This is a genomic window from Cryptosporangium phraense (assembly GCF_006912135.1).
GTDB classification, from domain to species: domain Bacteria; phylum Actinomycetota; class Actinomycetes; order Mycobacteriales; family Cryptosporangiaceae; genus Cryptosporangium; species Cryptosporangium phraense.
Window position 1 is genome coordinate 208375 of record NZ_VIRS01000009.1, and the last position, 13456, is coordinate 221830.

14 protein-coding genes are annotated in these 13456 nt (G+C 72.7%); 13 read left to right on the plus strand and 1 reads right to left on the minus strand.

Features of this window, described 5'->3' with window-relative positions:
- The first annotated feature begins 4 nt into the window (after positions 1-4).
- Positions 5-1405: an FAD-dependent monooxygenase gene (locus FL583_RS15285; protein WP_142705288.1), complete on the plus strand. Its 1401-nt coding sequence runs from the start codon at positions 5-7 to the stop codon at positions 1403-1405.
- Here the strand turns inward: FL583_RS15285 and FL583_RS15290 are convergent.
- Positions 1378-2340, minus strand: coding sequence for a GlxA family transcriptional regulator (locus tag FL583_RS15290; RefSeq protein WP_170323655.1), 963 nt, complete (start codon positions 2338-2340; stop codon positions 1378-1380). The genes FL583_RS15285 and FL583_RS15290 overlap by 28 nt on opposite strands.
- A gap of 19 nt (positions 2341-2359) precedes the next feature.
- Between FL583_RS15290 and FL583_RS15295 the strand changes: the two genes are divergently transcribed.
- The 12 genes from FL583_RS15295 to rplS all read left to right on the plus strand — a co-directional run bounded on the left by FL583_RS15295 (position 2360) and on the right by rplS (position 13269).
- Positions 2360-3715 (plus strand): MFS transporter, encoded by a 1356-nt coding sequence (locus FL583_RS15295; protein WP_205752156.1) that lies wholly within the window; start codon positions 2360-2362, stop codon positions 3713-3715.
- A gap of 14 nt (positions 3716-3729) precedes the next feature.
- Positions 3730-5262 (plus strand): signal recognition particle protein, encoded by a 1533-nt coding sequence (gene ffh / locus FL583_RS15300; protein ID WP_142705290.1) that lies wholly within the window; start codon positions 3730-3732, stop codon positions 5260-5262.
- On the plus strand, positions 5259-5627 hold the full coding sequence (locus tag FL583_RS15305; protein WP_142705291.1) for an NTP pyrophosphohydrolase: 369 nt from the start codon (positions 5259-5261) through the stop codon (positions 5625-5627). The genes ffh and FL583_RS15305 overlap by 4 nt, the downstream gene beginning before the upstream one ends.
- Positions 5628-5763: 136 nt before the next feature.
- Positions 5764-7557 (plus strand): VWA domain-containing protein, encoded by a 1794-nt coding sequence (locus FL583_RS15310; RefSeq protein WP_142705292.1) that lies wholly within the window; start codon positions 5764-5766, stop codon positions 7555-7557.
- Between the two features lie 16 nt (positions 7558-7573).
- Positions 7574-8650, plus strand: coding sequence for an amidohydrolase family protein (locus FL583_RS15315; RefSeq protein ID WP_205752157.1), 1077 nt, complete (start codon positions 7574-7576; stop codon positions 8648-8650).
- Between the two features lie 20 nt (positions 8651-8670).
- On the plus strand, positions 8671-10083 hold the full coding sequence (proS, locus tag FL583_RS15320) for a proline--tRNA ligase (protein ID WP_142705293.1): 1413 nt from the start codon (positions 8671-8673) through the stop codon (positions 10081-10083).
- Positions 10083-10763, plus strand: coding sequence for a ribonuclease FAU-1 family protein (locus FL583_RS15325; RefSeq protein ID WP_142705294.1), 681 nt, complete (start codon positions 10083-10085; stop codon positions 10761-10763). The genes proS and FL583_RS15325 overlap by 1 nt, the downstream gene beginning before the upstream one ends.
- A 131-nt stretch (positions 10764-10894) precedes the next feature.
- Positions 10895-11326 (plus strand): 30S ribosomal protein S16, encoded by a 432-nt coding sequence (rpsP, locus tag FL583_RS15330; RefSeq protein WP_142705295.1) that lies wholly within the window; start codon positions 10895-10897, stop codon positions 11324-11326.
- 1 nt (position 11327) lies between these two features.
- Positions 11328-11567, plus strand: coding sequence for an RNA-binding protein (locus tag FL583_RS15335; protein WP_170323656.1), 240 nt, complete (start codon positions 11328-11330; stop codon positions 11565-11567).
- A 3-nt stretch (positions 11568-11570) separates the two neighbouring features.
- A complete protein-coding gene (rimM, locus tag FL583_RS15340; RefSeq protein WP_142705296.1) occupies positions 11571-12077 on the plus strand; it encodes a ribosome maturation factor RimM in 507 nt (168 codons plus the stop codon).
- Positions 12074-12838 carry a tRNA (guanosine(37)-N1)-methyltransferase TrmD gene (trmD, locus tag FL583_RS15345; RefSeq protein ID WP_142705297.1) on the plus strand — a complete coding sequence of 255 codons (765 nt, stop codon included), beginning with the start codon at positions 12074-12076 and terminating at the stop codon, positions 12836-12838. Before rimM ends, trmD begins: the two co-directional genes overlap by 4 nt.
- A gap of 74 nt (positions 12839-12912) precedes the next feature.
- Entirely contained in the window at positions 12913-13269 is a 357-nt protein-coding gene (rplS, locus tag FL583_RS15350; protein WP_142705298.1) for a 50S ribosomal protein L19, read from the plus strand.
- Positions 13270-13456: the final 187 nt, after the last annotated feature.

Here is a 13456-nt window from a genome sequence, read left to right on the forward strand (position 1 = left end):
CGACATGGATGCCCAGGTCATCGTCGCCGGCGCCGGTCCCACCGGGCTGCTGCTGGCCACCGAACTCGAACGGGCCGGTGCCTCGGTGATCGTGCTCGAGCGGCTCGCGGGCCGCACCGGCCAGTCGAAGGCACTGTCTCTCCAACCCCGGTCGGCCGAGGTCCTGCACTCGCGCGGCCTGCTCGTCTCGGCCGGGGAGCTCATCCCGGCCGGCCACTTCGCCGGGCTGCCGGTCCGGCTCGACTACTCTCCGCTGCCGACCCGGTTCCCGTATCAGGTCGGCGTCCCGCAGGCCCGGGTCGAGGACCTGCTCGAGGCCCGGTTGACCGTTCCGGTGCGCTACGGCCACGACGTCGTCGACGTCGATCAGGACGACGACGGGGTCACCGTGCACACGGACCGCGGGCCGCTCCGGGCGTCGTACCTGGTGGGCTGCGACGGGGGCCGGAGCACGGTGCGGAAGCTGCTCGGGGTCCCGTTTCCCGGGCGCGATCCGCGGGTCTCCGGGGTCGTCGCCGACGTCACGCTGGTCGACCCGGCCGGGCGGGCCCCGGCGAGTTGGGACCTGCCCTCGCTGGTGCCGATCGACGGCGCCGTGCTGACGCTGCTGCCGCTCGACGGCGGGGTGTTCCGGCTGCTGACCGCCGGTCCGGAGCAGCAGGGAACCGATCGGGACGACCCGGTGACGGCCGACGAGATCACCCGGGCGCTGGACCGGGCCTACGGTGGTTCGCCGCGGCTCGGGGAGATCCGCTGGGCGAGCCGGTTCAGCGACACGACCCGGCAGGCCGAGACGTACCGGGCCGGGCGGGTGCTGCTGGCCGGCGACGCGGCCCACGTCCACTCGCCGACCGGCGGCCAGGGCTTGAATCTCGGCCTGCAGGACGCGTTCAACCTCGGCTGGAAGCTGGCCGCGACGGTCCGGGGCACCGCGCCGGCCGGGCTGCTCGACACGTACTCCGCCGAACGGCACCCGGTGGCCGCCGAGGTGCTGGCGAACACGCAGGCCCAGGCCGTGCTCATGGTGCCCGACCCGGACGTGGCGGCACTGCGCGGAGTGTTCCAGGACCTCCTGCGCGTGCCCGGCGCCAACCGGCACCTGGCCGGACGGATCAGCGGGATCGACGTCCGCTACGAGCCCGGACGCCACCCGCTGGTGGGGGCGCGGATGCCCGACCTCGATCTGGAAGCCGACGGGTCACCGACGACCGTGGCCGGCCTGCTGCACGACGGGCAGCCGCTCCTGCTGCGCTTCGACGGGGGCGACCTCGGCGCGGTCCTCGTCCGGCCCGACGGGCACGTCGCCTGGGCAGTGGACGCCGGTGAGCGCGACGAAGAGGGGCTGGCCGCGGCCACCGAGCGCTGGTTCGGGACGCCTCAGCCGGCCCGGAACGTGCGCCGGTAGGCGTTGGGGCTCGTCCCCACCGAGGTCGCGAAGTGCTGGCGCAGTGACGCGGTCGTGCCGAAACCGGAGCGGTGGGCGATCCGGTCGACCGGCAGATCGGTCTCCTCGAGCAGCTGGCGGGCCCGATCGACGCGCAGCGCGGTGAGCCAGGGCCCGAAGCTCTGCCCGGTCTCCTGCCGGAACCGCCGGGTGAACGTCCGGACGCTCATTCCGGCGTGCGCGGCCAGCGCGTCCAGGTCGAGGGGCTCGTCCAGGTGCTCCAGCGCCCAGGCCCGGGTCGGCCCGGTCGACGCGTCGGACTGCGGCGGTATCGGCCGCTCGACGAACTGGGCCTGGCCGCCGTCGCGCCAGGGCGGGGCGACGCAGCGGCGGGCGGCGCGGTTCGCGACCTCGCTGCCGAAGTCGCGCCGGACCAGGTGCAGGCACAGGTCGATGCCCGCGGCCACTCCGGCCGAGGTCGCGATCGCGCCTTCGTCGATGAACAGCACGTCCGGGTCGAGCTCGACGTCCGGGTACCGGGCGCGGAAGTTCTCGGCCCAGAGCCAGTGGGTGGTGGCCCGGCGGCCGTCGAGCAGTCCGGCCGCGGCCAGCACGAACGCGCCGGTGCAGATGCTCGCGACCCGGGCGCCGCGGGCCGCGGCCGCGCGAATCGCGTCCAGCGCCTCGGCCGGGTACGCGCGGGTCCCCGCGGTCGCCCCGCGGACGCCGGGGATGAGCACGGTGTCGGCGGTCTCGGTCTCCTCCAGGCCGAACTTCGGCGCGATCGCGTACCCGGCCGTCGTGTCGATCGGTGCGGCCCCGGGCGAGCAGACGTGGACGCTGTAGAGGCGCCGGTCGTCCTCCCGGCGGGCCGCGCTGAAGACCTGGCCGGGGATGCCGACGTCGAACGGCACGGCGTCGTCGAGAGCCACGACAGCGATGCGGTGAAGCGACATGGCCGAATTCTTGCACAGGATGTCCTTCGGGCCACTGGTTGGAAGCCCGGGCGTCGGTGACGCTGAGGGCGTGGTCAACACCCGCAAGATCCATCGCGCCTGGCTGGTCGCCGGCGTCGCGTTCATCGCTCTGGTCGGCGCGGCCGCGTTCCGGGCCGCGCCGAGCGTGCTCATCCTGCCGCTGCAGCAGGAGTTCGGCTGGTCGACGGCCGACATCTCGCTCGCGGTCACGGTCAACCTCGTGCTGTTCGGGCTCACCGCGCCGTTCGCGGCCGCGCTGATCCAGAAGCTCGGCCTGCGCTGGGTCACCGCGGCCGCGCTGCTGCTGGTCGCGGCCGGTGCGGCGGCCACGGTCGGGATGACCGCCCGCTGGCAGCTCGTGCTCTGCTGGGGCGTCCTGGTCGGGCTGGGCACCGGATCGATGGCGCTCGTGTTCGCGGCCAGCGTGGCCGACCGCTGGTTCGTCGCCCGCCGGGGCCTGGTCATCGGCGTCCTCACCGCGGGCAGCGCCACCGGGCAGCTGATCTTCCTGCCGCCGATCGCCGCGCTGGCCGACTCCCAGGGCTGGCGGGCCGCCTCGCTGGCCATCGCCGCCTGCGCGCTGGCGGTGGTTCCGCTGGTGGTCCTGTTCCTGCGTGACGCGCCCGAGGACGTCGGGCTGACTCGGTACGGCACCGACGAGCCGAGCCCGGAACGGCCGAGCACCGGAGCGGCCCGGTCGGCGTTCGCCGGGCTCGCCACCGGCGTCCGCAGTGGGACTTTCTGGCTGTTGGTCGGCGGGTTCGCGATCTGCGGAGCGTCGTCCAACGGGTTGGTGGGAACCCACCTCGTACCGGCGGCGCACGACCACGGGCTGCCTACGACGGCGGCCGCGAGCCTGCTCGCGGTCATCGGGATCTTCGACATCGTCGGGACGATCGCGTCCGGCTGGCTGACCGACCGGTACGACCCGCGGCTGCTCCTGCTGGCCTACTACGGGCTGCGCGGAGCGTCGTTGCTGCTGCTCCCGGCGTTGCTGCCGTCGCTGGGGCACGGGGTGGGGCCGTCGATGCTGGTGTTCATCGTGTTCTACGGGCTGGACTGGGTGGCCACCGTGCCGCCGACCGTCGCGCTGGCCCGGCAGACGTTCGGCGCCCAGGCGCCGGTGGTCTTCGGCTGGATCTTCGCGTCGCACCAGCTCGGGGCGGCCCTGATGGCGTCGGGTGCGGGCTGGATCCGCGACACGTTCGGCACCTACACGCCGGCCTGGTACGCGGCCGGTGCGCTGTGCCTTCTCGCCGCCACTCTCTCGGTCGGCGTCGGACGTGGTAGCGGGGCGGCTACGCTCAAGGGGAAGGATCTGAGCCCTGCCGTCAGCGCTGCGGCCGCCACCTGAGTTCGTGAGGACCGATGTTCGACACGCTTTCCGACCGGCTCTCCGCCGTCTTCACTTCGCTTCGCTCGAAGGGGCGTCTGACCGACGCCGATCTCGACAAGTCCATGCGGGAAATCCGGGTGGCGCTGCTCGAGGCGGACGTCGCACTGCCGGTCGTGAAGGCGTTCACCCAGTCGGTGAAGAACCGGGCCCGCGGCTCCGAGGTGCACCAGGCGCTGAACCCGGCCCAGCAGGTCGTCAAGATCGTCAACGAGGAGCTCATCGGCATCCTCGGTGGCGAGACCCGGCGGCTGCGCTACGCCAAGACGCCGCCGACCGTGATTCTGCTGGCCGGTCTGCAGGGTGCCGGTAAGACGACGCTGGCCGGCAAGCTCGCGCTCTGGCTGCGCAAGCAGGGGCACACGCCGATCCTGGTGGCCGCCGACCTCCAGCGCCCGAACGCGGTGCAGCAGCTCCAGGTCGTCGGGCAGCGGGCCGGCGTCGAGGTGTTCGCGCCCGAGCCGGGTAGCGGCGTCGGCGACCCGGTGAAGGTGGCCCGCGACTCGATCGAGTTCGCTCGTCGGCAGCAGCACGACATCGTCGTCGTCGACACCGCCGGTCGGCTCGGTATCGACGCCGACATGATGGCCCAGGCCGTTGCGATCCGGGACGCGGTGCAGCCGGACGAGATCCTGTTCGTCGTCGACGCGATGGTCGGTCAGGACGCGGTCAACACGGCCCAGGCGTTCAAGGACGGCGTCGGGTTCGACGGCGTCGTGCTGACCAAGCTGGACGGTGACGCCCGCGGTGGTGCCGCGCTCTCCGTGCGGCACATCACCGGCGAGCCGATCATGTTCGCGTCCTCGGGCGAGAAGCTCGAGGACTTTGACGTCTTCCACCCCGACCGGATGGCGTCCCGCATCCTCGGCATGGGCGACATGCTGACGCTCATCGAGCAGGCCGAAGGCGTGTTCGACGCCGAGCAGCAGCAGCGCATGAGCGAGAAGATGCTCGGCGAGGGCGACTTCACGCTCGACGACTTCCTCGAGCAGATGGTCGCGGTCAAGAAGATGGGCCCGATCAGCAACGTGCTCGGGATGCTGCCCGGCATGAACCAGATGAAGGGCCAGCTCGACAACCTCGACGACAAGCACTTCGACCGGGTCGCCGCGGTGATCCGCTCGATGACGCCGCTGGAGCGCCAAGACCCGAAGATCATCAACGGGTCGCGCCGGCTGCGTATCGCGAACGGGTCGGGCACCACCGTCACCGACGTGAACCAGCTGGTCGAGCGGTTCTTCGAGGCGCGCAAGATGATGCGCCAGATGTCGAGCCAGCTCGGGTTCGGCGGCGGGATGCGCCGGGGTGGCTCGTCGAAGAAGGGCAAGGGCAAGAAGGGGCGCAAGGGCGGGGGCGGTGGCGGTCGTCCGCGTCAGCAGCTGCCCGGTGGGTTCCCGGGCGGGTTCCCGGGGGCCCTGCCGGCCGAGCCGCCGGCCGCGGCGCCGGAGGCCCTGCCTGGCGGGTTCGAGATGCCGAAGATCGACTTCTCCAAGCTGCCCAAAAAATGACCCTCGTGGTCGACGGCGCCAACGTCGTCGGCTCGGTTCCCGACGGGTGGTGGCGTGACCGGCGCGGGGCGGCCACCCGGCTGCGCGACGCGCTGGTACCCGTCGCGGCGGCCGGCCTGCCCGGGCTGCCCGGCCCGGTGCGCGTCGTGCTGGTCGTCGAGGGTGCAGCGCGGGGCGTCGCCGCGGTCGACGGCGTCGAGGTGGTGTCGGCGCCGGGGTCCGGCGACGACACGATCGTCGAGGTGGCCGCGGCCGCGGTCGCGGACGGCCCGGCCTGGGTGGTGACCGCCGACCGCGGGCTCCGCGAGCGCGTCCGGGCGGTCGGGGCCGACGTGCTCGGCCCCCGGTCGGTGCCGCGGAAGTGAACGGCGGGTGACTCCCGATCGAACGGTCTGACCAGCGGTTACCCCGCTGCGTGGGTGCTCCGTGACCGCTCGGTAGCGTGGCGGCGGCCGGGTGATCTCTCCCGGTTCGTGGCGCGATGCGAACGGAGGCGCACGCGTGTCCAGGAGGCTGTGGCCCTGGGTCGCCGGTGGGGTCGGTGCGGTGCTCGCCGCGACCGCGGGTTTCGCGGGCGTGCGGATGGCCGCCGACGACGACGGGCGGGCCTGCGGAGAGCGGACGGTGCGGATCACGGTCGCCGCCGCGCTCGATCAGGCGCCCGCATTACAGACGATCGCCGACAACTGGCAGCGCACCGGGCCGACGGTGGCCGGTGCCTGCCCGGACGTCCGGATCATCGCGACGCGGTCGGCCGAGGTGGCGGCGAACCTCGGCGAGATCGAGGCGGCCGGAGGGTCGGCCGATTCGGCCGACGAGCGGCCCGAGCCGCTGTCACCGTCCGAGTCGGCCGCGGCCGCGGCGGCCGAGGTGGTCTCCGCGTCCAAGCGGCCGACGATCTGGGCGCCGGACTCCCGGGCCTGGGCCGAGCTGGCCAGCACCCGCCCGGACGCGGCCGCGCTGCTGCCCGAGGGCGCGCCCAGCGTCGCGGTCTCGCCGGTGGTCATCGCGGCCGCGAAGGGCGCCGAGGCCGCGCTCGGCGGGCCGTCGGCGGTCTCCTGGCCGGGCGTGCTGCGACGGATCGCGGCCGGCCGCGGGACGCTGCGGCTCGGGATGACCGACCCCACCGAGTCCACCGCCGCCCTGCTGACGCTGATGTCGCTGGCCGACGCGAACGGCGACGGCACGTCGTCGCCGGCCGAGATCGCCGGACCGCTGGCCCTCGAGCGGACGACCCGCACCTACGCGGTGGGCGTGGACGCGCTGGCCGCGCAGATGTGGCCGGGCGAGTGGGCCGGGAGCGCGACCGGGTCCCGGCTGTCGCTGTTCCCGGCGACCGAGCAGGAGATCCTGCGGCTGGCCCGAATCAAGGGCACGCCGCCGCTCGTCCCGCTGTACCCGGCCGAGGGCGTCGCCGTGGCCGACCACCCGTTCTACGTGCTCGACGGGGCCTGGGTCACGGCCGACCAGCGTGCCGTCGCCACCGCGTTCCGGGACGTCGTCCTGGGTAGCGCGGGCCGGGCCGCGTACGGCGCGGCCGGGTTCCGGGACCGGGACGGGACGCTCGGCGCGCTCGCCTCCGTGCCGCTGACCGCGGGCGCCCCGCTGACCGCGGAGCCGCGCACCCGGGCGTTACCGGACGTGGCCACGCTGACCGGCGTCCTCGTGCGCTGGCGGGCGCTGCGCCGGCCGGCGAACGTGATCGCCGCGGTCGACACGTCCGGCTCGATGACCGAGAAGGTGCCGGGTCTGCCGATCACCAAGCTCGACGCGTTCCGTCAGGCCGGCATCCAGGCGGTGCGGCTGTTCAACGACCGGTCGCGGCTCGGGTTGTGGGAGTTCTCCTCGAACCTGTCGGGAACGCGCGACTACCGCGTGGTGGTGCCGGTCCGGACGATGGCCGAGCAGGTCGGGCCGGTGTCCCAGCGGGAGACGATCGTCGCCGCCACCAACCGCCTACGACCGCACAGCGCGACCGGGCTCTACGACACGATCGACGCCGCCTACCGCGCCGTGCAGGGCAGCTGGCGGCCCGACCAGCAGAACATCCTGGTCGTGATGACCGACGGCCGGAACGAGGACCGGACCGGGCTGAGCCTGCCCCAGTTGCTCGCCCGGCTGCGGTCGACGATGACGCCCGCGAAGCCGATCACGGTGCTGGCCATCGCCTACGGCTCCGGCGCCGACGTCGAGGCGCTGCAGCGGGTGACGGCGGTGACCGGCGGCCGGACGTTCGTCTCGCGCAATCCGGCCGACATCGGTGCGGTCCTGCTGTCCGCGATGGTCAACCGGTAGGGCATATTCGGGAACCGTGACGGCACTTCATCTGCGGGGCGTGGTACTGCCGGACGACGTCGAGCGGGACGTCTGGGTCGTCGGCGGCCGGCTGACGTTCGAACCGGTGCCCGGGGCGTCCACGGTGGCGTCGGGCGGGTTCCTGCTGCCCGGGCTCGTCGACGCGCACTGCCACCCGGGGATCGCGCCGGGTGGCCCGGTGACCGAGGTCGCCGAGGCCAAGCGGCTCGCGCTGATCGACCGGGACGCCGGCGTGCTGACGATCCGCGACGCGGGTTCGCCGATCGACTACCGCGAGCTCGACGACGACCCCGACATGCCCCGGCTGATCCGGGCCGGCCGGCACCTCGCCCCGCCGCGCCGGTACATGCCGGGCCTGGCCGTCGAGTGCACGCCGGCCGAGTTCGTGGCGCAGGCCGCGGTGCAGGCCAGGGCCGGGCACGGCTGGATCAAGATCGTCGGCGACTGGATCGACCGCGGTGCCGGTGACCTCGGCCCGACCTACGACGATTCGACGTTCGCGGCCGCCGTCGCCGCGGCCCACGACGCCGGGGCCCGGGTCGCCGTGCACACGTTCAGCGAGGCGGCCCTGCCCGGACTGGTCGCGGCCGGCGTCGACTCGATCGAGCACGGCACCGGCCTGTCGCTGGACCTGATCGACGACCTGGCCTCGCGGGGAACGGCCCTGGTGCCGACGATGACGAACATCCTGACGTTCAGCGACATCGCCGAGAAGGCCCAGCCGAAGTTCCCGGAGTACGCCGAGCACATGCGTCGGCTGCAGGCCGGCTTCCCGGCCGTGGTGCGGGCCGCGTACGAGGCCGGCGTGCCGATCTACGTGGGCACCGACGCCGGCGGGGGAGTGGCCCACGGCCTGGCCGCCTCCGAGATGCTGCTGCTGGCCGACGCCGGGATGTCGCCGCTGGACGTGCTGGCGGCCGGCTCCTGGGGCGCCCGCGAGTGGCTCGGCCTGCCCGGCCTGGAAGAGGGCGGCCTGGCCGACATCTGCGTCTACCCGGAGGACCCCCGCCAGGACCTCGGCGTGCTGAAGGCTCCCACCCGGATGGTCCTCCGGGGCCGGGTCATCGCCTGAAGCCCCTAAGATGCATGCCCATGGCCAAGGCTCCTGTTCTCACCCCGCAGGGTGAGGACTTTCCCCGGTGGTACCAGGACGTGATCGCGAAGGCCGAGTTGGCCGACAACGGGCCGGTCCGCGGCACGATGGTGATCCGACCGACCGGGTACGCGCTGTGGGAACGGATGCAGCGCGAGATGGACGACCGCATCAAGGCGGCCGGCGCCCAGAACGCGTACTTCCCGCTCTTCATCCCGGAGTCCTACCTCCGCAAGGAGGCCGAGCACGTCGAGGGCTTCAGCCCCGAGCTCGCGGTCGTCACCCACGCCGGCGGCAAGCAGCTCGAGGAACCGGTCGTCGTCCGCCCCACCTCCGAGACGATCATCAACGCGTCGTTCTCGAAGTGGGTCCAGTCGTACCGCGACCTGCCGCTGCTGGTGAACGCGTGGGCGAACGTCGTGCGCTGGGAGATGCGCCCCCGGGTGTTCCTGCGCACGACCGAGTTCCTCTGGCAGGAGGGCCACACCTGCCACGCGACCCAGGACGACGCCCGCGCCTACGCCCGCGGGATCCTGCACGGCGCGTACGAGGACTTCATGGTCAACGTCCTCGCGATGCCGGTCGTCGTCGGCCGGAAGACGGCCCGCGAGCGGTTCGCCGGCGCGATCAACACGATGACGCTCGAAGGCATGATGCGCGACGGCAAGGCCCTCCAGATGGGCACCAGTCACGAGCTCGGCCAGAACTTCGCCAAGGCGTTCGACGTGCAGTACTTGTCCGCCGAGGGCCAGCGCGAGTACGTCTGGCAGACGTCCTGGGGTACGTCCACCCGCATGGTCGGCGGGCTGATCATGGGCCACGGCGACGACAACGGGCTGCGGCTGCCGCCCCGGCTCGCCCCGACCCAGGCCGTCGTCATGGTGGTGAAGGACGGCGAGGGCGTCGGTGAGGCGTCGGCCAAGCTCGTCGCCGAGTTGCGCGGGGCGGGCGTCCGCGTCGCTCTGGACGACCGGACCGACACCCCGTTCGGTCGGCGCGCCGTCGACGCCGAGCTCAAGGGCGTCCCCATTCGGGTGGAGGTCGGTCCGCGCGACCTGGCGGAAGGGAACGTGACCCTGGTCCGGCGGATCCCGGGGACGAAGACCCCGACGGCGGTGGGGGCGACCGCGACCGCGGTCACGGCGGCGCTGGTCGAAGACCAGCAGGCCCTCTACGACGAGGCGCTCGCGCGCCGCGAGGACCGGACCGCGGACGTGACGACGGTCGAGGACGCGATCGACGCGGCCGCCACCGGGTGGGCGCGTATCCCCTGGGCGACGCTCGCCGAGGGCGGCGAGGCCCGGCTGGCCCAGGAGGCGATCACGGTCCGGTGCCTGATCCGCGCGGACGGGTCGGTGCCGGAGTCGGACACCGAAGCAGACGTGGTCGCGGTCGTCGGCCGGTCGTACTGATGCCGTTCGAGCCGGGCCGGACCGCGCTGGTCCGGCACTGCCGGGGTGGCCTGATCCAGGCGGTCCGGCCGTGCCTGGTCGTCTCCGACGACGCCGACGGCGTGCTGCTCTGGCTGCCCCGGGACACGCCGACGCGGACCTCGCTGTTCGCCGACGGACGCCCGGTGCGTGACGTGCCGCTGGAGGAGCGCTTCACCCGGCCCTGGCACACCGGGCCGGGCGTCTGGAGCGGTACCAGCGTGCTCGAGTGGATCCCGCCGGGCGAACCCTGGCACACCGTGTACTGGTTCTTCGACGGCGCCGGCCGGTTCCGGAACTGGTACGTGAACGTCGAGACGCCTCCGGTTCGCTGGTCGGGCGGCTTCGACTCGGACGACCTGGAGCTGGACGTCGTCGTCGCCCCGGACCGGTCGTGCGTCCTGAAGGACGAGGACGAGCTGGAGGCGGCGGTGGCGGCCGGGGACCTGTCGGCGCGCGTCGCCGAGCGGACCCGGCTGGAGGCGTCGGCGGCGATCGACGCGGCCACCGCGGGCCGCCCGCCGTTCGACGGCCGCTGGACCGATTTCCGGCCGGACCCGGCCTGGCCGCGCCCGCAGCTCCCGGCCGACTGGGACCATCCAGTGGTCTCGACGTCGGCCGAAGGCCGATTCGGAGCATCGGCCGCGGATCTGGCAGAATAGGCGGCTGAACTGACCATCGTGTGGGCCCTCTATCCCAACTCACGGTGTTCGGTCCGCCGGGTCGGCGCACCATAGTCCCCACGTGGCGTCGGCGGCCCATCCCGTACTGAAACCCAGGAGCATCCACACCAGTGGCCACCAAGATCAAGTTGCTGCGCCTCGGAAAGATCCGCGCGCCGCACTACCGCATCGTCGTCGCCGACGCCCGCACCAAGCGCGACGGACGGGTCATCGAGACGATCGGTAAGTACCACCCGAAGGAAGACCCGAGCTTCATCGAGGTCGACTCCGACCGGGCGCAGTACTGGCTCGGCGTCGGCGCGCAGCCGACCGAGGCCGTCGCGGCGATCCTCCGGGTCACCGGCGACTGGCAGAAGCACAAGGGCGAGGCCGCCCCGCCGCCGATGAAGGTCGCGGCGCCGAAGGCCGACAAGAAGGAGATCTTCAACGAGGTGGCCCGTGCCGCGGCCGACGGTGCCCCCGTCGCCGACGCGACCACCCCGAAGAAGAAGGCCGCCAAGAAGGCGGACGCCGACGACGCAGCGGCTCCTGCGGAGTCCTGACGTGGTCCTGCCCGCAGCGCTGGAACACCTCGTCCGGGGCATCGTCGACAACCCGGACGACGTCCGGGTCGACCTGGTGCACGGGCGCCGGGGCAAGGTGCTCGAGGTTCGGGTCCACCCGGAGGATCTCGGCAAGGTGATCGGCCGCAACGGCCGTACCGCGAAGGCTCTGCGCCAGGTGGTCGCCGGTATCGGTGGCCGCGGGGTGCGGGTCGACGTGGTCGAGACCGACCTGCGCTGACCCATGCAGCTGGTGGTGGGGCGGGTCGGTCGTGCCCACGGCATCCGCGGCGACGTGTTCGTCGAGGTCCGTACCGACGATCCGGATGATCGGTTCGCGGAGGGGTCGGTGCTGGCCACCGACCCCGCCGACGCCGGTCCGCTGACGGTCTCGGACGCCCGGTGGCACTCCGGCAAGCTCGTGGTGCACTTCTCCGGGTTCGACGACCGGAACGCCGGCGAGCGGCTGAGGGGCGTACTGCTGGTCGTCGATTCCGACGACCTGCCCCCGTCGGACGATCCGGACGAGTTCCACGACTACGAACTGGTGGGGCTTTCCGCCTTCACCGTGTCGGGCGCTGCTCTCGGATCGGTCGTGGACGTGGTGCACAGCGCCGCGGGCGAGATCCTCGTGCTCTCGGTCGACGGGGCCGAGCGGCTGGTGCCGTTCGTCCGGGAGATGGTGCCGACCATCGACGTGCCCGGCGGCCGGGTCGTGATCGACCCGCCGGAGGGGCTGTTCGAGCTGTGAAGATCGACGTCGTTTCGATCTTCCCGGGGTACCTGGCCCCGCTGCGGGAGTCGTTGATCGGCAAGGCCGTCTCGCGCGGCCTCATCGAGGTCGGGGTGCACGACCTGCGGACCTGGACGTCGGACGTCCACCGGACGGTGGACGACTCGCCGTACGGCGGCGGCCCCGGGATGCTGATGCGCCCGGAGCCGTGGGGCCTGGCCCTGGACGCGCTGGCTCCTCTCGGGGGGCCGCAGCCGCGGCTGGTGGTCCCGACGCCCGCCGGCCGTCCGTTCACCCAGGCGTTGGCTCGCGAGCTCTCGGCCGAGCCCTGGTTGCTGTTCGCCTGCGGACGCTACGAGGGCATCGATTCGCGGGTGGCCGCGTATGCCGCCGACCGGATGGTGGTCGACGAGGTCAGCCTCGGCGACTACGTGCTGGCCGGCGGTGAGGTCGCGGTACTGGTGATGGTGGAGGCGATCGGGCGGCTGCTCCCCGGCGTGCTGGGGAACGCGGCCTCGCACGAGCAGGACTCGTTCTCCGACGGCCTGCTCGAGGGCCCGGCCTACACGCGTCCGGAAGTGTGGCGGGGTCTTCCGGTGCCGGAGGTGCTGCTGTCCGGGCACCACGCGGGGATCGCCCGCTGGCGCCGGGACGAGTCGCTCCGGCGCACGGCGCAACGGCGTCCGGAGTTGCTGGGCGCGGTTTCGCTGGATGACGCGGATCGTGCCGTGCTGGAGCAAGCCGGGTTTCCGGTTACTCCAAAAGATGTGGCACAGTAGGAGAGTTGCCGCTGACGTCTACGGCGTTTCAGCGTGCCTGAATTCTTTTGACGACGAGGAAAGCGAAGTCCGCGATGAACACCCTGGATGAACTGGACGCCGCGACGCTGCGTTCCGACATCCCGGCCTTCCGGCCCGGCGACACCCTCAAGGTGCACGTGCGGGTCGTCGAGGGCAACCGGTCCCGTATCCAGGTGTTCCAGGGTGCGGTGATCCGGCGGCAGGGTTCCGGCGCCCGCGAGACCTTCACGGTCCGCAAGGTCAGCTTCGGTGTCGGCGTGGAGCGCACCTTCCCGGTGCACACCCCGGTCATCGAGAAGATCGAGGTCGTCACCAGGGGTGACGTCCGGCGCGCCAAGCTCTACTACCTCCGTGGTCTGCGCGGCAAGGCCGCCAAGATCAAGGAGAAGCGCGAGACGGCTGGAGCCTGAGTCGGCTGACTCCGTCGATACGGCGGCGTGACGACGCCCGATCGGTACGGCCGCTCCGATTCCGGAGCGGCCGACGATCATTTCGACGAGCTGGCTCGTCGGCTCGGGCGTAGTCAGCGTCAGAACCCGTCTCGTCCGACCCCCGCGGGTCGTGACGGGTCGGGTTCTTTGATCTGGCCCGGTGGTC